At 45.8% G+C, this 24,596-nt stretch carries 17 protein-coding genes and 4 tRNA genes; 13 read left to right on the top strand and 8 right to left on the bottom strand.

What is annotated here, in order from left to right; genetic code table 11:
• Nucleotide 1: 1 nt before the first annotated feature.
• A complete protein-coding gene (gene rpoC, locus VOR_RS0106790) occupies nt 2-4,204 on the top strand; it encodes a DNA-directed RNA polymerase subunit beta' (protein ID WP_010318960.1) in 4,203 nt (1,400 codons plus the stop codon).
• A gap of 98 nt (nt 4,205-4,302) precedes the next feature.
• Here the strand turns inward: rpoC and VOR_RS0106785 are convergent, their stop codons facing one another.
• Nucleotides 4,303-4,797: an Rsd/AlgQ family anti-sigma factor gene (locus VOR_RS0106785; RefSeq protein WP_010318959.1), complete on the bottom strand. Its 495-nt coding sequence runs from the start codon at nt 4,795-4,797 to the stop codon at nt 4,303-4,305.
• Between the two features lie 177 nt (nt 4,798-4,974).
• On the opposite strand from VOR_RS0106785, the gene nudC reads away from it, so the two are divergent.
• The 4 genes from nudC to VOR_RS0106765 all read left to right on the top strand — a co-directional run bounded on the left by nudC (nt 4,975) and on the right by VOR_RS0106765 (nt 8,868).
• Nucleotides 4,975-5,763, top strand: coding sequence for an NAD(+) diphosphatase (gene nudC, locus VOR_RS0106780; protein ID WP_010318958.1), 789 nt, complete (start codon nt 4,975-4,977; stop codon nt 5,761-5,763).
• A gap of 249 nt (nt 5,764-6,012) precedes the next feature.
• Nucleotides 6,013-7,080, top strand: coding sequence for a uroporphyrinogen decarboxylase (gene hemE, locus VOR_RS0106775; protein WP_010318957.1), 1,068 nt, complete (start codon nt 6,013-6,015; stop codon nt 7,078-7,080).
• A 100-nt stretch (nt 7,081-7,180) separates the two neighbouring features.
• The gene (locus VOR_RS0106770; RefSeq protein WP_010318956.1) at nt 7,181-7,819 is read left to right on the top strand and encodes a TetR/AcrR family transcriptional regulator; all 639 of its coding nucleotides are present in this window, start codon (nt 7,181-7,183) and stop codon (nt 7,817-7,819) included.
• A gap of 89 nt (nt 7,820-7,908) precedes the next feature.
• Nucleotides 7,909-8,868 (top strand): hypothetical protein, encoded by a 960-nt coding sequence (locus VOR_RS0106765; protein WP_010318955.1) that lies wholly within the window; start codon nt 7,909-7,911, stop codon nt 8,866-8,868.
• A 50-nt stretch (nt 8,869-8,918) separates the two neighbouring features.
• On the opposite strand, the gene VOR_RS0106760 is transcribed toward VOR_RS0106765, so the two are convergent.
• From VOR_RS0106760 to rsgA, 6 genes are all read right to left on the bottom strand, one after another.
• Nucleotides 8,919-10,004, bottom strand: a complete 1,086-nt coding sequence (locus VOR_RS0106760) for a murein hydrolase activator EnvC family protein (RefSeq protein WP_010318954.1) — start codon at nt 10,002-10,004, stop codon at nt 8,919-8,921.
• A gap of 223 nt (nt 10,005-10,227) precedes the next feature.
• Entirely contained in the window at nt 10,228-11,760 is a 1,533-nt protein-coding gene (gpmM, locus tag VOR_RS0106755; RefSeq protein WP_010318953.1) for a 2,3-bisphosphoglycerate-independent phosphoglycerate mutase, read from the bottom strand.
• 156 nt (nt 11,761-11,916) lie between these two features.
• On the bottom strand, nt 11,917-12,804 hold the full coding sequence (locus VOR_RS0106750) for a DMT family transporter (protein WP_010318952.1): 888 nt from the start codon (nt 12,802-12,804) through the stop codon (nt 11,917-11,919).
• 247 nt (nt 12,805-13,051) lie between these two features.
• Complete coding sequence (locus VOR_RS0106745) at nt 13,052-14,467, bottom strand: SLC13 family permease (protein ID WP_010318951.1); 1,416 nt, start codon at nt 14,465-14,467, stop codon at nt 13,052-13,054.
• A 213-nt stretch (nt 14,468-14,680) separates the two neighbouring features.
• Nucleotides 14,681-15,538, bottom strand: a complete 858-nt coding sequence (gene asd, locus VOR_RS0106740) for an archaetidylserine decarboxylase (RefSeq protein WP_010318950.1) — start codon at nt 15,536-15,538, stop codon at nt 14,681-14,683.
• A gap of 175 nt (nt 15,539-15,713) precedes the next feature.
• Nucleotides 15,714-16,775 (bottom strand): small ribosomal subunit biogenesis GTPase RsgA, encoded by a 1,062-nt coding sequence (rsgA, locus tag VOR_RS0106735; protein ID WP_010318949.1) that lies wholly within the window; start codon nt 16,773-16,775, stop codon nt 15,714-15,716.
• Nucleotides 16,776-16,929: 154 nt separating this feature from the next.
• On the opposite strand from rsgA, the gene orn reads away from it, so the two are divergent.
• From orn to VOR_RS0106710, 5 genes are all read left to right on the top strand, one after another.
• Nucleotides 16,930-17,475: an oligoribonuclease gene (orn, locus tag VOR_RS0106730; RefSeq protein WP_010318948.1), complete on the top strand. Its 546-nt coding sequence runs from the start codon at nt 16,930-16,932 to the stop codon at nt 17,473-17,475.
• A gap of 175 nt (nt 17,476-17,650) precedes the next feature.
• Nucleotides 17,651-17,726: transfer RNA gene (locus tag VOR_RS0106725), tRNA-Gly, on the top strand.
• Nucleotides 17,727-17,879: 153 nt separating this feature from the next.
• Nucleotides 17,880-17,956, top strand: a tRNA-Met gene (locus VOR_RS0106720).
• Nucleotides 17,957-17,990: 34 nt separating this feature from the next.
• Nucleotides 17,991-18,066, top strand: a tRNA-Gly gene (locus VOR_RS0106715).
• Between the two features lie 249 nt (nt 18,067-18,315).
• Nucleotides 18,316-18,392: transfer RNA gene (locus VOR_RS0106710), tRNA-Met, on the top strand.
• A 679-nt stretch (nt 18,393-19,071) separates the two neighbouring features.
• On the opposite strand, the gene queG is transcribed toward VOR_RS0106710, so the two are convergent.
• Nucleotides 19,072-20,199: a tRNA epoxyqueuosine(34) reductase QueG gene (gene queG / locus VOR_RS0106705; protein ID WP_010318947.1), complete on the bottom strand. Its 1,128-nt coding sequence runs from the start codon at nt 20,197-20,199 to the stop codon at nt 19,072-19,074.
• Between the two features lie 220 nt (nt 20,200-20,419).
• Here queG and tsaE point away from each other — a divergent pair, with 220 nt between their 5' ends.
• The 3 genes from tsaE to mutL are packed head-to-tail and all read left to right on the top strand — an operon-like array spanning nt 20,420 to nt 24,584.
• Nucleotides 20,420-20,884, top strand: coding sequence for a tRNA (adenosine(37)-N6)-threonylcarbamoyltransferase complex ATPase subunit type 1 TsaE (tsaE, locus tag VOR_RS0106700; RefSeq protein ID WP_010318946.1), 465 nt, complete (start codon nt 20,420-20,422; stop codon nt 20,882-20,884).
• Entirely contained in the window at nt 20,878-22,599 is a 1,722-nt protein-coding gene (locus tag VOR_RS0106695; RefSeq protein ID WP_010318945.1) for an N-acetylmuramoyl-L-alanine amidase, read from the top strand. The genes tsaE and VOR_RS0106695 overlap by 7 nt, the downstream gene beginning before the upstream one ends.
• 2 nt (nt 22,600-22,601) lie before the next feature.
• Complete coding sequence (gene mutL / locus VOR_RS0106690; protein WP_029626960.1) at nt 22,602-24,584, top strand: DNA mismatch repair endonuclease MutL; 1,983 nt, start codon at nt 22,602-22,604, stop codon at nt 24,582-24,584.
• Nucleotides 24,585-24,596 lie beyond the last annotated feature (12 nt).

Here is a 24,596-nt window from a genome sequence, read left to right as displayed (position 1 = left end):
TGTGAAAGACTTATTAAACTTTCTAAAAGCACAGCATAAGACCGAAGAATTTGATGCAATCAAAATCGGTCTATCTTCACCTGACATGATTCGTTCATGGTCTTTTGGTGAAGTTAAAAAACCTGAAACGATCAACTATCGTACGTTCAAGCCTGAACGTGATGGTCTGTTCTGTGCGCGTATTTTTGGTCCAGTCAAAGACTACGAATGTCTTTGTGGTAAATATAAGCGTCTGAAACACCGTGGCGTGATCTGTGAAAAATGTGGCGTTGAAGTTACACAAACTAAAGTTCGTCGTGACCGTATGGGCCACATCGAGCTTGCATCACCGGTTGCTCACATCTGGTTCCTAAAATCGCTACCGTCTCGTATCGGTCTGCTAATGGATATCCCTCTACGTGATATCGAACGTGTTCTTTACTTCGAAATGTATGTAGTAACCGAGCCGGGTATGACGGATCTAGAAAAGAGTCAGATGCTTACTGAAGAAGAGTATCTTGACCGTCTAGAAGAGTGGGGCGATGAGTTCACAGCGAAGATGGGCGCAGAAGCGATCAAAGACCTATTGGGTTCAATGGATCTTGTCGCTGAAACAGAGATGATGCGTGAGGAGTTACAAACCACTAACTCTGAAACTAAACGCAAAAAACTGACTAAGCGTCTGAAGCTTGTTGAAGCGTTCATCAGTTCAGGCAACAAGCCTGAGTGGATGATCCTGACTGTGCTTCCGGTTCTTCCGCCAGATCTACGTCCTCTAGTACCACTAGATGGCGGTCGTTTTGCGACATCTGATCTGAACGATTTGTACCGTCGTGTGATCAACCGTAACAACCGTTTGAAGCGCCTTCTAGAGCTAGCGGCTCCGGACATCATCGTACGCAACGAAAAACGTATGCTGCAAGAGTCTGTTGATGCGCTACTTGATAACGGTCGTCGCGGTCGTGCGATCACAGGTTCTAACAAGCGCCCTCTGAAATCTCTTGCTGATATGATCAAGGGTAAACAAGGTCGTTTCCGTCAGAACCTTCTAGGTAAACGTGTAGATTACTCAGGCCGTTCTGTAATCACAGTAGGTCCATATCTGCGTCTGCACCAGTGTGGTCTTCCTAAGAAGATGGCACTTGAGCTATTCAAACCATTTATCTACAGCAAGCTAGAAACTCGCGGCATGGCCACGACGATCAAAGCAGCTAAGAAAATGGTTGAGCGTGAAGAAGCGGTTGTTTGGGATATCCTAGACGAAGTGATTCGTGAACACCCAGTACTACTAAACCGTGCACCAACACTGCACCGTCTTGGTATTCAAGCGTTCGAACCTGTACTGATTGAAGGTAAAGCGATTCAACTGCACCCACTTGTGTGTGCGGCGTATAACGCGGACTTCGATGGTGACCAAATGGCGGTTCACGTGCCTCTAACTTTAGAAGCACAGCTTGAAGCTCGTACACTGATGATGTCGACGAACAACATTCTGTCGCCAGCATCAGGTGATCCTATCATCGTACCTTCACAGGACGTGGTCTTGGGTCTGTACTACATGACTCGCGAAAAAATCAACGCACAAGGTGAAGGTATGTACCTGGCTGGCCCTAAAGAGGCTGAGAAGGCATACCGTACTAAGACAGCGGCGCTACACGCACGCGTTAAAGTACGTATCACTGAAACCGTTGTTGATGAAGATGGTTACAGCACAACTGAGACTAAGATGGTCGATACGACTGTCGGTCGTGCCATGCTATGGCAAATCGTGCCTAAAGGCCTGCCATACAGCATCGTGAACCAGAAGCTTGGTAAGAAACAGATCTCAAATCTATTAAACGAAGCGTATCGTAAGCTTGGTTTGAAAGATACGGTCGTATTTGCTGACCAAATCATGTACACCGGTTTTGCTTATGCAGCACTGTCAGGCGTGTCAGTTGGTATCGACGACATGGTTGTACCAGCAGCGAAATACACTGAAATTGCTGAAGCAGAAGAAGAAGTACGCGAAATCCAAGAACAGTTCCAATCAGGTCTTGTTACAGCGGGTGAGCGCTACAACAAAGTTATCGATATCTGGGCGTCTACCAACGACCGTGTTGCGAAAGCGATGATGGATAACCTATCTTCTGAAACCGTGATCAACCGTGATGGCGTAGAAGAACAACAAGAATCGTTTAACAGCATCTATATGATGGCTGACTCGGGTGCTCGTGGTTCTGCGGCTCAGATTCGTCAGCTTGCTGGTATGCGTGGTCTGATGGCGCGTCCAGATGGTTCAATCATCGAAACGCCTATCACAGCAAACTTTAAAGAAGGCCTGAACGTACTACAGTACTTTATCTCTACCCACGGTGCACGTAAGGGTCTAGCGGATACAGCATTGAAGACAGCGAACTCAGGTTACCTGACTCGTCGTTTAGTCGACGTTGCACAAGATGTTGTGGTAACAGAACATGACTGTGGCACTCATGAAGGTGTCGACATGATGCCTCATATCGAGGGTGGTGATGTTAAAGTTTCTTTAACTGAACTGGCTCTTGGTCGTGTTGTGGCTGACGATGTGATGAAACCGGGTACTGATGAAGTACTTATTCCACGTAATACTCTGATTGATGAGAAGTGGTGTCAGATTATCGATGAGAACTCTGTCGATAATATGAAAGTACGTTCAGTGGTAACCTGTGATGCGGACTTCGGTTGCTGTGCGCTATGTTACGGTCGTGATCTTGCTCGTGGTCACCTAGTGAACCAAGGTGAAGCAGTCGGTGTTATTGCTGCTCAATCTATCGGTGAGCCGGGTACACAGTTAACGATGCGTACGTTCCACATCGGTGGTGCGGCTTCTACTGCTGCGGCAGAGAACAGTATCCAAGCGAAGAACAAAGGTTCGGTGAAACTTCACAACGCTAAGTTCGTTATCAATAAAGATAAGAAGCTGGTTATCACATCTCGTGCATCAGAGCTGACTATCATTGATGAATTTGGTCGCACTAAAGAAAAACACAAACTGCCTTACGGCTCTGTGTTGAGTAAAGGTGATAACGACACGGTTGAAGCTGGTCAAACAGTGGCTAACTGGGAAGCCCACACTATGCCAATCATCACTGAAGTGGCTGGTCGCATCCAATTCGTTGATATGATTGATGGTGTAACAGTTTCTCGCCAAACAGATGACCTAACGGGTCTATCTTCAAGCGAAGTAACCGAAGCCGCCGCTCGTCCAGCAGCAGGTAAAGATATGCGTCCAGCTATCAAACTTGTTGATGCGAAAGGTAAAGATGTCATGATCCCTGGCACTGATATGCCAGCTCAATACTTCTTACCGGGTAAAGCGATCGTTAACATCGAAGATGGTGCTGAAGTTGGTATTGGTGACACATTAGCGCGTATTCCACAAAAATCTGGCGGTAACCGAGACATCACGGGTGGTCTACCTCGCGTAGCTGACTTGTTTGAAGCTCGTCGACCAAAAGAGCCTGCGATTCTTGCTGAGCACACAGGTACTGTGAGCTTTGGTAAAGAAACTAAAGGTAAACGTCGTCTAATCATCACTCGTGAGGGTGACGAAACTTATGAAGAAATGATTCCTAAGCATCGTCAACTTAACGTGTTTGAAGGTGAGAAGATCGAACGTGGTGACGTTATTGCTGATGGTCCTGAGACTCCGCACGATATCCTACGTTTACGTGGTATCCATGCTGTAACGTCTTACATCGCTAACGAAGTGCAAGAAGTTTACCGTCTGCAAGGTGTTAAGATTAACGATAAGCACATTGAAACTATCGTTCGTCAAATGCTGCGTAAGTGTACGATCACTCATGCTGGTGACTCTGAGTTCCTAGCGGGTGAGCAAGTTGAATACTCACAAGTGAAAGTTGCAAACCGTAACCTAGAAGCGGAAGGCAAACAGCCTGCTCGTTTCGAGCGTGAGCTACTCGGTATTACTAAAGCATCTCTAGCGACTGAATCTTTCATCTCTGCGGCATCGTTCCAAGAGACAACTCGCGTACTAACAGAAGCGGCTGTTTCTGGTAAACGTGATGATCTTCGCGGTCTGAAAGAAAACGTAATCGTTGGTCGTCTGATTCCAGCGGGTACAGGTTTCGCTTACCACCAAGAGCGTCAAGCTAAACGTGCGGCACAGCTAAAAGGCCCGTCTGCTGAACAAGCGACAGATAACCTAGCGGCACTGCTAAACGCAGGTTTCTCTTCTGAAGAGTAATCTCAGCGCTGACTAAAAAAGGCACCTTCGGGTGCCTTTTTTGTGGCGCTTAATCAAATAGTGAATCTACGCCAATACTCATATCAAACTATTCAATATTAAGCGCCTGGAGGGATAGCTAAGCTGTCAGCGATGAGTTGAATTAAACTGTCTTCGACCGCAAAACGTACCTCAATGATCTCCCCCATTAACGAAAGATCACTGTCAAAATTTTCGAGATCATCTTCATCACTCACGGCCGCATATTTATCTGTGAAATTGAGTAGTGGCTCGGTAGTAACGATAATTTTACCGTAAGTTTGGTTAATTTCATCGGTGGCCTCAAAGCCAGTAGCACGCCACTTATCCATTACCATATCGTAAATTTTGAAGTGGCCTTCAGAAATATAATCCACTAATTGCTGACAAAAGCGCTGCAATGCTTCTGGAGAAGGAAGCTCATTGATATTCGCTTTGGTAGTGCAAGGTTGTAGTGCAGCTAATTTGCAATACTCTACAATCAAGGATTGTCGCGTATTTAGCCAGTGATCAATAACGTCACTGGAACCGCCCCATTGCTCTTGTGTGCGTTTTAGTTTTTTTAGCATGACCATGCCCTCATGATCGGGTCCCAAAATGGGTGACCGTTTCCTTTGCATAGGGTTGCATTTTATAGATACAACTCATTGTCCTTACTAGAATTTATAGAACTAAATTTGGAACGTTACAAATTCTGGTATGAATTTAGATTGCCAGTAAAATAGAGTAACTGCAAGAAGAGAGGTCGCAACATGTTAAAAAATAGTGACACAGAAATCGCTTATTGGTGTGTCGTTTCCGGAAGTGAGATCTGGACCATCAATGGTGAGTTACCGCTAGGGCCTGCGGACGAATATTCTCTGCCTTTAGAAAAAGCAGTTGTAGTAGATAGCTATGATGGATACCCAGTGATGTGGCTCAATGATGCAGACCTTGAAGGCGAGCGAGAAATGACCTCATTACGGGAATTATTGCACTTTAAACCGGCGATTTTTTACGCGATCAGCAAAGCGCTTCAATATGGTCACATGAGCCAAACGTTACGTTTTTGTCCGCAATGTGGTGGACGAAATTATCTGAATCACAATCAACTGGCGATGCAATGTTCAGAATGTCGAACGCTACATTATCCACGTATCTTTCCTTGCATTATTGTCGCGGTACGAAATCACGATAAAATCTTATTGGCCCAGCACCCAAGGCATCGTAACGGCATGTATACCGTGATAGCTGGTTTTTTAGAGGTAGGAGAGACGTTAGAGCAGTGCGTGGCACGTGAAGTACTTGAAGAAACAGGAATTCATGTGAAGAATATTCATTATTTTGGCAGCCAACCTTGGGCATTTCCATCGAGTATGATGATGGGCTTTGTCGCGGAATATGATTCTGGCACGATAAAACCTGATTACAGTGAATTAAGTGACGCACAATGGTTCTTAGCAAACGCTTTGCCTCCTGTCGCCCCCGAAGGTACGATAGCGAGAGCATTAATCGATTACACGCTAAGCGCAATAGAGCAAGATTCACAGACACAGTGCTAAAAAAAACCCTCCAATGAAGGAGGGGGTAAGTAAGATGTCGTTATGAGATGCCGAGTATAGAATACTCGGTTTATAATTATAGTTTTCGCTAGCGAACAAATTTTTAACACTGTTAACGGTTGCTTGCAAATTAAGCATTGATTTAAAAGTTAATAACATGATCTCGCTTGCAAAGCACAGCGCTTTTGGATCTTATTCAATGCTAGAATAACGCCATAAAAAATAATAAGCCTTAAATTGGAAGACGGAATGACTGAATTAAAAAATGACCGCTATTTGAGAGCGCTGTTAAAACAACCTGTCGATTGCACGCCTGTATGGATGATGCGCCAAGCCGGACGTTACCTGCCAGAGTATCGCGCAACGCGTGCCGAAGCTGGCGATTTTATGGCGCTGTGTAAAAATGCAGAGCTAGCTTCTGAAGTGACATTGCAACCATTACGCCGCTTTCCATTAGATGCCGCGATTTTATTTTCTGATATTTTGACCATTCCTGACGCGATGGGATTGGGTTTGTATTTTGAAGCGGGCGAAGGGCCAAAGTTTGAACGCCCGATCACTTGTAAAGCCGATGTCGATAAAATTGGCTTACCAGATCCGGAAGGCGAACTGCAATATGTGATGAATGCCGTACGTCAGATCCGCAAAGATCTGCAAGGTGAAGTCCCATTGATCGGCTTTTCAGGCAGTCCATGGACACTCGCAACTTATATGGTGGAAGGTGGCAGCTCAAAAGCCTTCACTAAGATCAAAAAAATGATGTACGCCGATCCTAGCGTGCTGCACGCCTTGCTCGATAAACTGGCTGACAGTGTTATTGAGTATCTCAACGCACAAATCAAAGCAGGCGCTCAGTCTGTTATGATCTTTGATACTTGGGGCGGAGTACTGACACCGCGCGACTACAATCTCTTTTCTCTACAGTATATGCACAAAATTGTGGATGGTTTAATTCGTGAAAATGAAGGTCGCCGCGTACCTGTTACTCTGTTTACCAAAAACGGTGGCATGTGGCTGGAGCAGATTGCTGCCACGGGTTGTGATGCCGTAGGACTTGATTGGACCATCAATATTGCCGACGCCAAAGCGCGTATCGGTGACAAAGTGGCGCTGCAAGGTAATATGGATCCTTCGATGCTTTATGCTCCGCATGATCGTATTCGCCAAGAAGTGGCGACGATTCTTGAAGGGTTCGGCCATGGAGGAACGGGCCATGTCTTTAACCTCGGACACGGTATTCATTTAGATGTGCCACCGGAAAATGCGGGCATATTTGTTGATGCGGTGCACGCCTTGTCTAAACCGTATCATCAATAATCGGTGGCAGTGCCTTGTCTTCGCTAAGGCTAAGGCACTGTTTTCCGAATCTCACTCTATTATTTGATAAGGTGCAGGCTTACAAAGGTTATAAGACAAGATGAAGACCAAAGATAAGATCGTTTATGCCGCCTTGGCGCTGTTTAATGAACATGGTGAAAGAACGGTGACCACCAACCATATCGCCGCGCACATCGAAATCAGCCCTGGTAATTTGTATTATCACTTTCGTAATAAACAAGAAATCGTTCGTGATATTTTTGCTCTTTATTCCACCGAGCTACTCGAACGTTTTCAGCCGATTGCGGCGCAGCGAGAGAGCTTAACGCTGTTAAAGCATTATCTTGATTCGCTCTTTACTTTGAGGTGGAAGTACCGTTTTTTCTACGCTAATTTACCTGAAATCTTGCAGCGTGATGAGGCGTTACATGGTGAATACATTCAAGTGCAAGAAAAACTGCAAACTAATCTCATCAATATCATGCATGCTTTTGTCGACTTGAAATTGCTGTCAGTCGAAGAAGATGAGATGCGATCTTTAGTCACGACTTTGCATATGACGGCCTCGTGCTGGTTGAGTTATCAATCTGCGATGTCGTCTAAAGCACAGATCACCGAGCAAGTGATTCACAAAGGTATTTTGCAGATGATCGCAGTTGTTAAACCCAAAGCAACGGAACAAGGTCTTGAACAGCTTCTATTGCTAGAGGACGGAGTGCGGGTGATGCACGCATCATAATGTGTGCTTAGTTATAACCTTTGAGTATTGTTTTTAATCCTTTGAAGCTGTTAGCTTCTTAGTTATACATCTCTAAGGGTGGTGTTGATATGCACTATGACGTTTTCAACGGTGATGCCGATGGCATCATCTCTCTTCTTCAGTTGCGGCTTACTTACCCCCGCACGACGACACTGGTTACTGGGGTTAAGCGTGATATCAAATTGCTCCAGCGTCTCAATCTTCAATCACGAGATAGCCTGACCGTGTTAGATATTTCGATGGAGAAGAATCAGCGAGCTTTACAGCAGGCTCTTACGGCGGGGGTGACGGTGTTTTATGCCGATCATCACTATGCTGGCCCTATTCCCGAGACTCCGTTGCTTGACGCCCATATTGATTTGGACCCTAATACTTGTACGGCATTAATTATTGATCAGTGGTTAGGTGGTCCGTTCCATGAGTGGGCGATTGTGGCAGCTTATGGCGATAATTTGATTGCTAAAGCGGATACTTTAGCGCGCAACGCTGGGCTAAATAGCGCTCAAGCTGAACAACTAAAAAATTTGGGCACCTTGATTAACTATAACGGTTATGGAGAGACGGTAGAGCAGCTTCATTATCACCCTGCTGATTTGTACCAAGCCTTGCTGGTTTATCCTTCACCGTTTGATTTAATGAAGGATAACAACTCTCCTTTTTATCGTTTGCAGCAGGCTTATCAACAAGATATGCAGCTCGCCCAGTCATTAGCGCCCATCCATGACAGCATTTGTTTGAGTGTTTACAAGTTGCCTGATTGTGCATCCTCACATAGGGTGAGTGGAGTCTTTGGCAATTGGTTAGCCAATCAAGCTCCAGAGAGAGCACATCTGGTTTTGACAGAAAATGCATCAGGGAGTTATACCGTTTCGTTACGCGCGCCAGTAACTAATAAACAAGGTGCGGGTAAACTATGCAGCGCCTTTGCAACCGGAGGAGGGCGCGAAGCGGCGGCTGGAATTAATGCATTGGATAAAATGCAATTAGCTCAGTTGATCACACAAGTCGAAGCGTACTATTCACACTAATACTTACACGAATTGACAGAGTGTTGCTTGTGACTAGCTTTTCTATTTTGTTAGCGGCTGAGCCAGCGTATTGGATCTTCGGCTTTACTGTTACGGCGAATTTCAAAATAGAGTGCGGGCTGAGATTGGCCGCCAGTGTCGCCTGCTAAAGCAATAGTTTCACCAGCGATGACTTTATCGCCCTCTTTTTTCAGTAGGCTTTGGTTAAAGCCGTATAAGGTCATATCGCCTTTGCCATGATCGAGCAAAACCACCAGCCCATAACCACGTAGATATTCAGCAAACACGACCGTACCAGAATAAACCGCTTTGACATTTTGACCATAATTGGCGTCAATCACCAGGCCTTTCCAGTCAATTTGTCCACTTTGCCGCGTACCAAAAGCATGCAGGATTTTTCCTTTGACTGGCCAAGGTAGCTTGCCTTTTTGCGGCGCTAACCCATCCATTAGCACAGCATTACGTTTTGCTGCTTTGGCGATTTCTGCTTGTAATCGCATTTCATTGCGTTGCAATTCCGCTAAGTAGACTTTATCACCGGAAATGCTTTTTTGAATTTTACCCACTGTACTGCGTCGTTCTGACTGCGTTTTTGCCAACGTGTCGCGCTTTTGGGTCTGTTGCTCTAAAAGCGAGGCTATTTGATCTCGTTCAAGTTGTAGCTGTTTTTCACTTTCATTGAGCTCTGTCTGCGTAAGTTCAAGCTGTTGGATGGTTTGGCTGCGTGCCTTCGCCAAGTGCTGGTAATACTGACTGATGCGATCTTCTTCTACGCCATTATTGAGTATGTTTGATGAGGCCGTCGCTCGCTGAGTGGCGTAATAGGTTTTGATCAGTTGAGCTAATTTGGCAGTTTGCTGTGCTTTTTGTATTTCTAAGGCCGTGATCTTTTGCTTGAGTTTAGCGATATTAGCATTGGCCACTACCAATTCTGATTTGGTGTTTTTGATCTGACTTTCTAGACTTGAAATGCCTACTTCTTGCTTTTTAAGCGCATTTTGCAACGAATCGAGCTCTTTTTGTCGATTGTTTAACGCTTGCTGCTGACGAGAAATTTCTCCTTTCACCCCTTTGAGCTCTTGTTGAGTGGCAGCCATTAACGGTGAACTGGACAGGCAAGCTAGCCCTAACACCATCACTAGGCTAAGTGCATGCCACCAAGTCGTTATAGTCAGTGGGTGTGGTGAAGGCTTGTTTCTCATCCGTTTTCAAGTCTCTATCAACAAAGTAGTGAGTCAGTATACTCAAAGCCATCGGCGAGGCGAAAGCCCTATGTCAAAACTTGCAATCAAATCTCGAGTTCTTGGGTGAAAAAAAGCCTCGATATTGATCGAGGCTCAATATCACGTGGTTGGTGAGTTATTTAAACAACACTTGACCAGACATTTCTGCTGGGATGTCCATGTTCGATAGAGCAAGCATCGTTGGTGCTAGGTCAGAAAGCTTACCACCGTCTTTTAGCTTAAGATCTTTGCTACCGACGTAGATAAGCGGCACTGGCAGATTGGTATGGGCAGTATGAATGCCCCCAGTTTCTGGGTTCACCATCATTTCAGCATTGCCGTGGTCTGCTGTGATCAGTAGCTGGCCATCGACTTCTTTAATCGCTTCAACCACTTTTCCGATACACTCATCAAGCGCTTCGCATGCTTTCACGGCCGCTTCGTAAATACCAGTATGACCAACCATATCGCCGTTCGGGTAGTTACAGATAATCGCATCGTATTTACCCGACTTGATTGCCGCAACGAGTTTTTCAGTCAGTTCAGGCGCGCTCATTTCCGGTTGCAGATCGTAAGTTGCCACTTTAGGTGAAGCAACCAATTGGCGCTCTTCGCCTGGGAATTCGTTCTCAACACCACCGTTAAAGAAGAAGGTGACGTGCGCGTATTTTTCTGTTTCAGAGATGCGCAACTGAGTTTTGCCCGCCTTTGATAGCCACTCACCGTAGGTGTTTTCTAGTGATGCTGGTGGAAATGCGCACAGCAGAGGAATGTCCGCGGCGTATTGGGTTAGCATCACAAAGTCAATTGCTGGGAACTTCGCACGTTCAAACCCGTTGAAATCTGGTATGAAAGCACGAGTAATTTCACGTGCACGGTCGGCGCGGTAGTTCATGAAAATCACGGCGTCGCCATCTTCAATCGCAGCAGAGTCTTGGCCTTCAGCTTTGATTTCTGTCGCTTTAACAAATTCATCATTTTCTTCACGTGCGTAAGCGGCTTCAAGGCCTGCCAGGGCGGAATCAAAAGTAAACTCTGCTTTGGCTTCAACCAATAGGTCGTAAGCTTTTTGTACGCGTTCCCAGTTGTTGTCGCGATCCATGGCGTAGTAACGGCCAATCAGTGAGGCGATACGACCTTTGCCTAATTTAGCAAATAGGTCTTGGAAGCGCTGTAATGAGGCTTCGGCACTGCGTGGTGGCGTATCGCGGCCATCAAGGAAGCAGTGGAGGTAGATTTTCTCAGCGCCACGGGCAGCAGCCATTTCAACGGCAGCGTAGATATGATCTTCATGCGAGTGAACACCGCCTGGAGACATCAAACCTAATAGATGAACCGCTTTGCCCGCTTTGATCGCTTTATCCATCGCGTTGACTAATGCTTCGGTTTGTTGGAATTCACCATCAAGAATCGATTTGGTAATACGCGTCAGGTCTTGGTAAACAATACGACCAGCACCGATATTGGTGTGACCGACTTCTGAGTTACCCATTTGACCATCCGGTAAACCCACATCCATACCAGAAGCCGAAATCAGAGTGTTTGGGTTGTTTGCAATTAAGCTATCCATGACTGGAGTATGTGCATTGCTGATTGCGTTGTGTGCGTTATCTTCACGGTAACCCCAACCGTCAAGAATTACTAAAGCCATTGGCTTCTTAGCTGACATAGTTATGACCTCGTCAAATTCAAAGTAACTTAAACAGAAATTAGCGTAATTTTACTACACTTTGAAGCGATTGCAGTAGGTTAAGATCAATGATTCTCCCTATCAATGCCTATAAAGGTAGCCTATTGATCAACATCGGTGCCTTTTTAGCGCCATTTAATAAACTAAAATTCCCGTCCCAAGTACGGCAAACAGTGCGCCGCACCAAGCGAATCGGTTGGGCCGCTGTTTGGTATACATCCATAAAATAGGCAACAACATGATGGGCGTGGTTGAGGAGAGCAGGGCCACCATACCCACGTTGCCTTCACGCAGTGCGTAGAGAATTAACGTCATCCCTACCGCCATCGCAAGAAAACCGTTGATAGCGGTAATGGTAAAAATGGGCAGCGTAATGGCTTGAGTGGCGCGTGCTAATTTTGCACCAGTAGCCAACAGTAAGCAGTGTGCGGTGAAGGCGGTGAGCATTCGAATCGCGGAAGCGGCGATGGGGTCGACCCCCGTTTGCATCACAGGTTTGGCGATGATCCCACCCAATGCTTGGCATAGCGCTGCGATAAGGTCAAGTGCAATGCCAACCCATACTCGGCCTTTAATTGCTTCCAATGCATTATGATTTTGCCCTCGGCGGCCAAAAAAGATGGCCGTTAGAACGCCTGAAAAGACAAAAGTCGCTCCCATTAGCTCTGCATGGCTCATGCTTTCGCTGAATAAAAAATAGCCAAGAATGGCCGAAAAAACGGCATGGCAGGAAAAGAGTAAACCGGATTGTCTTGGCCCCATGCGATTTAAACATGCAAACAGCGCCGTATCGCCAATGAATATGCCAATCAACCCCGAATACATCATGGGTGTCACCATCTCGCTGTTGACTGTTGCCCAGCCGCCAGTTGCCAGCGCCATACTCACTAAAATGAGAGAAGTACAGCCCATGCGCCAACGGCTATAAGCAAAGGTTCCTAAATGGCGAGCGGGAGTAACAGACAGTAAACTGGCTACTGCCCAAAGAAACGCGGCAGCAAGCGCGAGCCATTCGTAGCCCATGTCAGCATCCTTGAACGAGGGAAGGATCTCAATATGCCTTAAGCGCTAGGGGAAAACAAAGGGAATTTATGGGCTTGCCTCAATGTGATTAAAAGAGGCAAGCCAAGAGGATTTATACTTTGAAGCGGCGAATATCGTTACGCATGGCTTCTGCTGATAAATGCATTTCATGAGCGCTGTGGCTGCTCTGCTGAGTTTGGCTGATAGCTTTACAGTGACTCCCAATACAAGCCGCAGTCACCAGAGGTTAGGTCAGTAATAGCGCGGCAGCATAGACAATGCACAAGCCAACAACGCCAATAATCAGACCTGTTTTGGCCATGTCTTTACTCTCAATAAGCCCGGTAGAATAGGCCAGTGAGTTCGGCGGTGTTGAGACAGGTAAAATCATACCCAGTGAGGCAGAAAAGGCGACAACCACTAACAAACTTTGTATACCACCAATACTGGCCAAGCTTTCCATGGATGTGCCAATCGCGGCGGCGATCGGCATGAGTAAGTTAGCGGTCGCGGTATTGGACATGAAGTTTGCCATGAGCCAACAAACGAGCGACAGGGTGATGACGACCGAGATAGGCGATAGAGAACTGTAATCAATAGCGTGAGCTAATGCTGAAGCGAGCCCTGTTTTATCTAGCCCAATGCCAATCGCTATCCCACCAGCCACTAGCCACAAGACGTCCCAGTTGATCTGTTTCAGTTCCTCTTTGCCCATAATGCCGGTGAGTGTAAAAACCGCCAAAGGAATAATAGATACCACATAGGTGTTCATGCCGTGTAGAGAGGTGGTCATCCACAGCACTATGGTGGCAGCAAAAGTAATGTAGACCACGATTGCACGCCAATTTTTTTGGAATGTTCCGTTTAGTTTCAGCACCATCTGTTTTTCTGAAGAGGGGAACAGTTTTTGTAGCAAAAACCAAGCTAACGTGAGCTGAATAATCACAAACGGCAAGCCCATCATCATCCAAGAAAAGAAATCAATGCTATTGCTTCCGGTGAGATATTGCAGCGCGATCGCATTGGGTGGCGTACCGATAGGCGTGGCAATACCACCGGTGTTCGCTGCAATCGGAATGCAGAGCACTAAGGCTTTGATGCCTAAATCCCCTTTTGGAGCGGAAGCGACGATCGGTCCGAGCAGTGCCAGCATCATCACAGTAGTCGCGGTATTGGACATAAACATAGAAAATACCGCAGTGATCAACATTATCCCCAGCATAATAAAGCGGGGTTGAGTACCAAAAGGTTTGAGTAAAACTCGGGCTAAGTTGTTGTCCAGTTCATATTTAGAAGCAGCAATCGCCAGTGCAAAGCCGCCCATGAACAAGATAATAATCGGTGAAGAGAAAGCGCTGAAAATATCGGTGTACTTCATTAACTCGCCGATATCATGCCCAGCGGGGGGCGAACGAAAGAGATGCAAGCCTTTATCTGAAATCATCACCAATTCGAGCGCAATGATCAAAATGGAGGTGGCAAATACAGGAACTGGCTCCAATACCCAAAGCAGAGCAGCCAATAAAAAAATAGCCAGTAATCGATGTTGAATTAAGGTTAAGTCATCAATCGGTATTACATCAATGGGCATCAGTAAAACACCGATGGGCAGCAAAAAGCAGATCGCAAGCTTTATCAGCATTCCCGTATTCATGGTAGGCATATCACATGACCTTCATTAGCTTAACTTGAAGTAACTAGCGTAAATGATATGTGAATTAAGGTCTTAGACGCGGCTTGAAATTTTGAGTTTTAGCGAAGGAATATGCAGCAGCTTTGTTTTTTATCAATAAAGAAAAAAAGCGAAATATCTAGAGGCGTTAGCTCTGAACATGCAGAGCTAACGCATTTTGCAGGGAACATTAAGAGATGGCGATTAACGTTGCTGTGCGTATGGAGTACCCATAACCGTTGTAGCATTGTGTTGCATAGACTCATCAAAGCGAATTTTATCTTTTGCAAACAGGTTGATCACCGTTGAGCCTAGCTTAAATCGACCCATCTCTTGTCCTTTTTTCAGTACAACAGAGGTATTGCCTTGGGCTGGATAATCCCAGCGATAAACGGTATTGCCGCGCGGAGGCGTGACAGTCCCTGACCAAACTAGCTCAATACTGCCAACAATGGTCGCTCCGACAAGCACTTGTGCCATTGGGCCAAACTCAGTATCAAAAATACACACCACGCGCTCATTGCGAGCAAACAGGTTCGGTACATTTTCGGCGGTTAGTGGGTTAACCGAGAAAAGATCGCCCGGTACATAAATCATTTGACGTAACACGCCATCGCAAGGCATGTGTACGCGGTGGTAGTCGCGAGGTGATAAATAAAGCGTGGCAAATTCGCCATCTTCAAACTCTTGCGCCAGCTTGGCATCACCACCGAGCAATTCTACCGCTGTAAAATGGTGGCCTTTCGCTTGGATAAGCTTGCCATCTTGAATCGGCCCGAATTGACTAACGCAGGCATCGGCCGGATGGGTGATTAAGCTATCACCATCACTGATTGGCCGAGCATCGGCTTTCAATTCACGAACAAAGAATTCATTGAATGTTTTGAAATGGCTAGGATCTGAATGCAGAGATTCATCCATGTTGACATTATATTGTTTAATAAACCAACGAATGACTGCAGTGGTTAGACCGCCAGCTTTCGCTGATGCGAGTTTACCCATCAGGCGTGTTAAGCCATGTTGTGGGATCCAGTATTGCAGTCCAACTTTAATTTTATCCATTGTCTCTGATTCCAATGTTAACGGTATGTTCTTCACTTTGGGCGCGAGATGTTACTGAAAAACTCTCACCATGTCAGCAGTTAGTCACCATTGCTTACGGATTATTCGATGGCGACAGATAAAAAATTTATCGATCAAGTCTGCGGACATTTGCCGGGGTAAGACTCGATGCTATTTATAAATCCGCTTTTTTGTTACGCGAATATTGGCGGTTGGCTTTGTTTTCCGACATGCTTTCTAAAATTCGGTGGTAGTTCTCAAAGCGCGTGTTACTAATATCACCTTTTTCTACCGCTTCACGTAATAAGCAACCCGGATCGTCAGCGTGTTTACAGTCTCTAAACTTACAGCCGCCTAAGAAGGGACGAAATTCGACAAAGGCTTCAGTGATCGCTTCAGCTTCCAAGTGCCATAAACCAAATTCACGCACTCCCGGCGAGTCGATCAAATCACCGCCTGTAGGGATATGATACAAGCGAGCCGCAGTGGTGGTATGCTGACCAAGTCCAGATGCTTGAGAAACTTCACCTTCTTCAATTTCATCTTCCAAATTTGGCATTAATGCGTTCACTAGGCTGGATTTACCGACACCAGATTGACCAACAAATATGTTGATCCGTCCGCTAAGTTCCGCTTCTAACTCAGCAATCCCTTCACCGCTTTTTTTGCTGACAAAAAGCACTTTGTAGCCAATGCGTTCGTACACACGTAACGACTCTTGATATTGGTTACGCAGTTCATCGCTGAGTAAATCAATCTTATTCAGTACCACTAGCGGCGCAATATTCACGGTTTCTGAAGCGATCAAATAACGGTCGATGATATTGAGTGACAGTTCCGGCAGTACGGATGACACAATCACCATCTGATCAATGTTTGCCGCTACTGGTTTCAAACCGTCGTAATAATCTGGACGAGTCAGAACCGATTTGCGCGGTTCAACCGCTTCGACAACGCCAGAGATTCCTGCCATCGATTCGAGTCCAGGTCGCCAAATAACACGATCTCCCGAGACCAGCGTTTCAATGCCTCGGCGTAAATTACAGCGGTGGATGGTGTGAGTCTCTAAATCTTCAACATCGGCATGTTGGCCAAAACGAGTAATCACTAACCCAGTTTTTGCGGTGCCTAGCATGGCTTCATCCCACGAAACTGTGTCCTCTTTTTTGAGTCGTTTACTCTGATTATTACGAACGCGTCGTACTTGACCTTTCGTCAGCTTCTTTTTCTTTGCCACGATTATCTACTTCATGATTATGATACGTTTTGATCCAAGGTTGAGATTTTACTCAAAATCATACCGTTTGGATCCAATGTCCAAAGGTATCTTGGGGATCTGAATTTGGGTATAGTACCCTTTTTATCTGCAAACCAATATAGGCAACGTATTTATGTCTTTTAGCGATCAAAACTTGATTTGGGTTGATCTTGAGATGACAGGATTAGACCCTGAAACTCACAAAATTATCGAGATTGCCACCATTGTGACTGATAGTGAGTTGAACATTTTGGCTGAAGGCCCAGTGTTGGCTGTTCATCAATCAGAAGCTGAATTGGCTAAAATGGATGAATGGTGCACCACCACACATACCAAAAGCGGTTTGGTCGAGCGAGTACGTCATGACTCAGTGACACAACAAGAAGCGGTTGAACAGACCATTACGTTTTTGGAAAAGTGGGTGCCTAAAGGTAAATCTCCGATTTGTGGCAACAGTATTGGGCAAGATCGCCGCTTTCTTTATAAACATATGCCTGAGCTGGAAGCCTACTTCCATTACCGTTATGTGGATGTCAGTACGCTAAAAGAGCTGACTCGCCGTTGGAAGCCAGAAGTATTGGATGGCTTTTCTAAGCAAGGTAGCCACCTGGCTTTAGATGATATTCGTGAGTCTATTGCTGAGCTTCAGTACTACCGTAAGACCATATTCAGTATTTAATTTTCAGAACGGCATTTTTTGCTGATGGCGTGTTAACCAGTTTTTGTGATTAATACGCCATATTTGCGTTCTTTTTCGTCAAAAAAAAAAAAAAGAATTTTTTGCCAGTAAGGGCTTGCATCATAAGAAAATGCTCTTATAATTCGCAGCCCTGAACAACGGAAACGTTGTGAATGCGACACTAGCTCAGTTGGTAGAGCGCAACCTTGCCAAGGTTGAGGTCACGAGTTCGAACCTCGTGTGTCGCTCCAAATTCTTTTCGAAGAAAAGAATAGCGCCGCACAACCTAGTTAAGGTTGAGGTCACGCCTCTTTGTTTAAAGAAAGTGAACCTCGTGTGTCGCTCCAAATTCTCTTGTTAGAGAGTGTAAGTTTTCATCGTACTTAACGGTGACACAATACGGACGCGGGGTGGAGCAGCTTGGTAGCTCGTCGGGCTCATAACCCGAAGGTCGTTGGTTCAAATCCAGCCCCCGCAACCAAATTTCAGATTAAGCGTAAATACGATTAATCATTGCGACACTAGCTCAGTTGGTAGAGCGCAACCTTGCCAAGGTTGAGGTCACGAGTTCGAACCTCGTGTGTCGCTCCAAATTCTTTTCGAAGAAAAGAATAGCGCTGCACAGCCTAGTTAAGGTTGAGGTCACGCCTCTTTGTTTAAAGAAAGTGAACCTCGTGTGTCGCTCCAAATTCTTTTCGAAGAAAAGAATAGCGCCACGCAACCTAGCTAAGGTTGAGGTCACGCCTTTTTATTTAAAGAAAGCGAACCTCGTGTGTCGCTCCAAATTCTCTTGTTAGAGAGTGTAAGTTTTCATCGTACTTAACGGTGACACAATACGGACGCGGGGTGGAGCAGCTTGGTAGCTCGTCGGGCTCATAACCCGAAGGTCGTCGGTTCAAATCCGGCCCCCGCAACCAAATTCAGATTAAGCGTGAATGCGATTAATCATTGCGATACTAGCTCAGTTGGTAGAACGCAGTCTCACCAAGGTTGAGGTAACGACTGCTTGTTTAAAGAGTCAGCTTCGAGTGTCGCCCCAGCTTATTTCAGAGTATTCTCTGAACTCAAACCAGTATTTGGTTTATGCTCTTTCTTTAATGCTGTGAAGCATGACTCCCTAAAGTAAAAATAATCTGCAGTTCTAAGCGGATTTATTGCCGTCTTGATAAGTTACATACTGAATTTCAATACACAGGTTAGCCTCTGTAGAATCTAGCTGTTCGTCGTCATTTATTGCTATTCATTAACAGAGTTATCCACAAAAATAAAATGTGGATAACTTGGTGAATAAAGTGCTTTTAGCGGATATTTCAGAATAGTAAACAAAAGATCTTTGAATATAATTCGATTACTAGGTTTGTTGGTTCTTGTTTTAAGTGTTTGTTTTTATTTGTTTATTTGTTTGTTTTCTGCCCTTTTAATAAGGCGGGATATGATCATTAATGTCAAGATCTTTGATCCTTATCATTAATTTCAGATGTGGCTAACTTTTTTTAGTTATAGAAAACAGCGTTGTGTTTAAAATTTTGTCCACATATTGGTGTTTTGAGATACACATCAAACTCTGTGCTTAGAAGTTATGTAACCGCCTCATTTTTACGCATCACGCGGTAGCCCTTTTTCTACAATTCGAATTAAGCGCTGTTGCTTATTGCTCGAATGGCTATTTTCAGGTTCCGCTGATTTTCGTTGTTGTTCTACCAGCGCCCAATGTATATGCTCATCCAATAAATCTGATAATCCTAGTCTCATATTGAGTGCAGTGACGATGCGTTGTGAGTATGGAGCGTTGCCTAGAGCGATAGAAAGGTTGCGTAACCATTGCTGGTGGCCAATGCGGCGAATAGCCGAACCTTCCATATAACGTAAGAAGGTGGCCTCATCCCAAGCAAACAGTTCAACTAAGTCTGGTTCATCCAGTGCTTGACGGCGATGAAAATCACTTTGTTGAGTGAGGTCGGAAAAGCGATTCCAAGGGCAGACCAACTGGCAATCATCACAGCCGTAAATGCGGTTACCCATTGCCTTGCGAAACTCTTCAGCAATTACGCCATCATATTCTATGGTGAGGTAGGAGATGCATCGGCGAGCATCAACAACACCCTCTTCCACTATGGCTTGTGTAGGGCATGAGGTGATGCAGGCAGTGCATTTGCCACATTGATTACTGCTTGGTGTATCGACCGGCAGCGGTAAATCAATCAGTAGTTCGCCAAGAAAAAACCAAGAACCACTCTCTTTATCAAGGATAAGCGAATGCTTGCCAGTCCAACCAAGCCCAGCTTTTTGTGCTAAAGGCCGCTCTAGTATTGGTGCGGAGTCGACAAAAGGGCGATAACCGAGTGCCCCCACTTCTTGTTCAATCTTTTCGCCGAGTTTTTTGAGCTGGTTGCGTACCAGTTTATGGTAGTCACGCCCCAGAGCGTAGCGGCTGATATAAGCGTAATTGGGATTATTCAAATCACTGGCAAACCGAGCATCTGGGGGTAAGTAATTCATGCGTGCGCTGATCACACGGACGGTGCCGGGAAGGAGTTCATGTGGCCTAGCTCGCATCATGCCATGGCGCGCCATCCAGTCCATTTCACCGTGAAATCCAGCATCCAACCATTTCTGCAAAGGCTCTTCGTGCTCACTGAGATCGATATCGCAGATCCCGACCTTTTCGAAGCCAAGTTCACGTGCCCAGATTTTAATTTTGTCTGCCAGTACTTGGTAGTCCATTATCGATGAGCTCGTTGCAAAAAGGGGCGAGGATCTTAACGGATCCTTTATTGAGGATCTAGGAAATGATCGCCTGTGATGTGGATTAAACTGACATAAAAAGCGAGTTTTTTCCTTTTACTTACAGAAGAGAGCTTGTCTCTCAATTCCAACCCAGTTTACTATTCGAGTTCTTTTGATTTTTATATAGTCAATTTTCGACACTTGAGAGCGGTAATTCATGAGTACTAAGATCTTTACCTTAAAAGACGAACAGCAAACGGTAAAATTAGGCGCAGCTTTGGCTAAGCGATGCTCTGCGCAAACCACGCTTTATTTGCATGGTGATCTCGGTGCTGGAAAAACAACCTTCAGCCGTGGCTTCATCCGCGCATTAGGCCATGTTGGCAACGTCAAGAGCCCGACTTATACCTTAGTTGAACCTTATCAACTAGCCGATTGGCAAGTATACCATTTTGATCTTTATCGCTTGGCCGATCCGGAAGAGTTGGAATTTATGGGTATTCGTGACTATTTCACACCGGATGCGATCTGCCTTGTTGAGTGGCCAGAAAAAGGCAGCGGTCTACTTCCAACCGCAGATATTGATGTTGAGCTACGTTACGATGGCGAACAAAGGCAAGCTTTTCTGAGTGCAAACAGCCCTTATGGATCTTCATTATTGAGTCAGTTGGAGTTATGTTGAACATCATCCATTTGTTACGAACGATAACTCTATCGCTTGCGGTTTGGGGCTGTGCTTTATTTACTTCAACGACGCACGCGAATGCATTAGAAGGCGTGCGCGTTTGGCCTTCTCCAGATGAAACTCGAGTGGTTATCGATCTCAAAACTGAAGCAGATTATAGCTATTTCACCTTAAGCAGCCCCGAGCGTTTGGTGGTGGATTTAAAAAACACCACGCTTAATACAAAATTGCCGCTTAAAGTCACGGAGAGTCCTGTTCTCAAACAAATTCGCAATAGCTCGCCACCAGAGAAAGGGACGTATCGCTTGGTGTTTGAGTTACAGCGTAAAGTGAACCCTCAGCCGTTTAAACTTGCGCCAACGCCGGGTGGTCAGTATGGGCATCGTTTGGTGGTTGATTTACCCCACAATTTGGATAGTGGCAAGGCGACAGTAAAACCAGCCAGCCAAACTAAAGTCAGTCGCGATGCTTCGCAGTTATTAGGAACCGAGGATATTGTGGTGGCTATTGATGCGGGTCATGGTGGAGAAGATCCCGGTTCGATTGGCCCGACCAAAAAATATGAAAAAAATGCCACTTTAAGTATCTCTAAGAAAATCGCGGATCAAATTAACGCCGTTCCGGGAATGAAGGCGGTCATGACACGCAGTGGCGATTATTTTGTCAATCTCAATAAACGTTCTGAAATTGCGCGTCGTAATAAGTCACACTTGCTTGTCTCGATTCACGCCGATGCGTTTCATACTCCTCAGCCCAGAGGCGGCTCAGTGTTTGTGTTAAATACCAAGCGTGCGAATACGGAAATTGCTCGCTGGGTTGAGAACCACGAACAGCAATCAGAACTGTTAGGTGGGGCTGGTGAAGTGCTGGCAAAAAACAATAGTGATCGAAACGTCAGCCAAACTTTGCTTGATCTGCAATTTAGCCACTCGCAAAAAGAGGGTTATAAAGTGGCAACTCATCTATTACGAGAGATGGGGAAAGTAGCCCACCTACATAAAGCGGAGCCAGTTAATGCCAGTTTAGCGGTACTTAAGTCGCCCGATATTCCTTCGGTGTTGGTTGAAACGGGTTTTATTTCTAACCCTACTGAGGAACAATTGCTATTTCAGCGCTCGCATCAGGATAAATTGGCTCGCGCATTGGCAACCGCCATCGTCCAGTATTTTGAAGAAAATCCACCCGAGGGCACTCTGTTTGCTAATCGCGGTAAAACACAAAAGCACAAAGTGCAGCGTGGCGAATCACTCTCGGTTATCGCTAATAAATATGGCACCTCGACTCAAGCATTAATCGCAACCAACAAACTAAAAAATGCCAATTTGTCGATTGGTCAAATCTTAACGATTCCGGCCACGTCAGCTCCGATTCGTGTCCCTGTGGTCAGCAACCCAGTAGAAACGGAAATTGTTACGCATGTGGTGAAATCTGGCGAGTATTTGGGCAAGATAGCGAGCACCTATAAAGTGAGTGTGGATGCGATTAAACGCGAGAATAACTTGCGTTCAGACACCTTAACGCTGGGGCAGAAACTGAAGATAACCGTGAGTTTGAAGGATAAGCCGCTGCGTAAGCATAAAGTTGAAAAAGGTGAGTTTTTGAGCAAAATTGCCAGCCAATATCAAGTGAGTCTGAATAGTATTCGCCAAGTAAACCAACTTCGGTCTGATCAGCTCGCCATAGGGCAAGTGTTGATCATTCCCAATAAGTAGTAATGACTATGACGATTAAGATTCTACCCGCGCGTCTTGCTAACCAAATTGCCGCAGGTGAAGTGGTTGAAAGGCCGGCTTCCGTCGTCAAAGAGCTGGTGGAAAATAGCTTGGATTCGGGCGCCTCACGTATCGATATCGATATCGAAAAGGGAGGTACGAAGCTTATTCGTGTGCGAGATAACGGGCAAGGGATAGTAAAAGAGGAATTGGCGCTCGCTTTAAGCCGTCATGCAACTTCTAAAATTCACACCTTAGATGATTTAGAGGCGATCGTCAGCTTAGGTTTTCGCGGAGAAGCGCTCGCGAGTATTAGCTCTGTCTCTCGGCTTACATTGACGTCTCGTCCAGCCACGCAAGAACAAGCTTGGGCAGCATACAGTGAAGGTCGAGATATGGCGGTTAAGTTGCAGCCAACCGCGCACCCGATTGGAACCTCTGTCGAAGTGCTCGATCTGTTTTTTAATACGCCCGCTCGGCGCAAATTTTTACGCACAGAGAAAACAGAATTTACTCACATTGATGAGCTACTAAAACGCATTGCTTTGAGCCGGTTTGATGTCACCATCAATGTGCGCCATAACGGCAAGATGGTGCGTCAATATCGAGCGGCTAAAACGGCCGCTCAAGAGGAAAAAAGAATCGCGGCTGTGTGTGGCAACGCTTTTGTTCGCCATATGCTAAGCATTGAGTTGGAACATCAAGGGCTTCGCTTGCATGGTTGGATAACGACTCCAGAGGGCGCGCGCCAGCAGAGTGATTTGCAATACTGCTACGTTAATGGGCGGATGATGCGTGACAAGCTGATTAATCATGCTATCCGGCAAAGTTATGAAACCAGCTTGAGAGGCGATCAGTTCGCCACTTATGTACTCTTCATTGAGCTCGATCCCCATCAAGTGGATGTGAATGTCCATCCCGCGAAACATGAGGTGCGTTTCCATCAAGCGCGATTAGTGCATGATTTTATCTATCAAGCGCTCAGTAGTGCACTGGCTGAAAGCAAACACATTGAAAAGCCGCAGCTCAAACCATCGGCTTTTCATCAGCCCGATGCGGCGACTGTGGATCGCATTGAGAATGACACGGCAATTGATCGTGTGTGCCAAGAAACTGAGGGGCATAACACCGTTCCAGAGCAATTGTGGCAAGCTGTCGACAACACTCCCGCTTATCCAAGAAAAGCTGAGCGAGAAAGCACAACCGCGCACGGCATAGCTGAAACGCCAAAGCGTAGCCATTGGCAGCAAAACGGCTCTCCATCTTCTTCTCGGGCGAAAGCTGAGCGCCAGCCAACGGCCTCACCTTCGAGCGGAGAAGTGAAGATCTATCAAGAGCTGATGGCAACTCAACCGCCGGCTTCTGCAGTCGAACTTTCTCCTATCGCACATCAAGATAAAGGTGAAGTGCTGCAGCTCGAACAGTTGGGTAAAGCTATTGCGGTAATCAAAGGGCAGTACCTGTTAATGGGGTCCAAACAGGGCGTTGTATTGCTTTCTCTTATCAAAGGAGCATGGCTGAAAACTCGCGGCCAATTGCATACCGAACAAGGCTTCTTGAAAAGCCAACCTTTACTCGTGCCGCTCTCCATCAAGCTCTCAGCACAAGAACATCAAGCGTTAGCGCATTGCCAGCCGATGTTGAATACGCTAGGGATTGAGCTTAAAGAACGTCATGGTTCAAGCATCATGGTGATGGGCGTACCTCAACCGTTGAGGCAACAAAACCTGCAAAACTTAATCCCAGATCTGCTATCTTACGTGTCCGCTAATTTTACGGCTGATGATGAACCCATTACGGCGGATCTTGTTGCCGATTGGCTGGCTGAACACATCACTGTGGTGAAAAGTGACTACACTTTGTCTGAAGCCATCCAAATGATTTCGGAACTTGAACAGCTTTGGCAAGGGCAACTTCCTCTTCATGATGCAAGTTTCGTCCGGCCCGTTGATTTTTCTACCACCATAGCGGCCTTGTTGGCATAACGAATTAAAAGA

It is taken from the genome of Vibrio ordalii ATCC 33509 (genome assembly GCA_000257205.1).
In the GTDB taxonomy this organism is placed as follows: domain Bacteria; phylum Pseudomonadota; class Gammaproteobacteria; order Enterobacterales; family Vibrionaceae; genus Vibrio; species Vibrio ordalii.
Note: the sequence above shows the minus strand (reverse complement) of the source record. Positions and strands in the feature narration are given on the sequence as shown.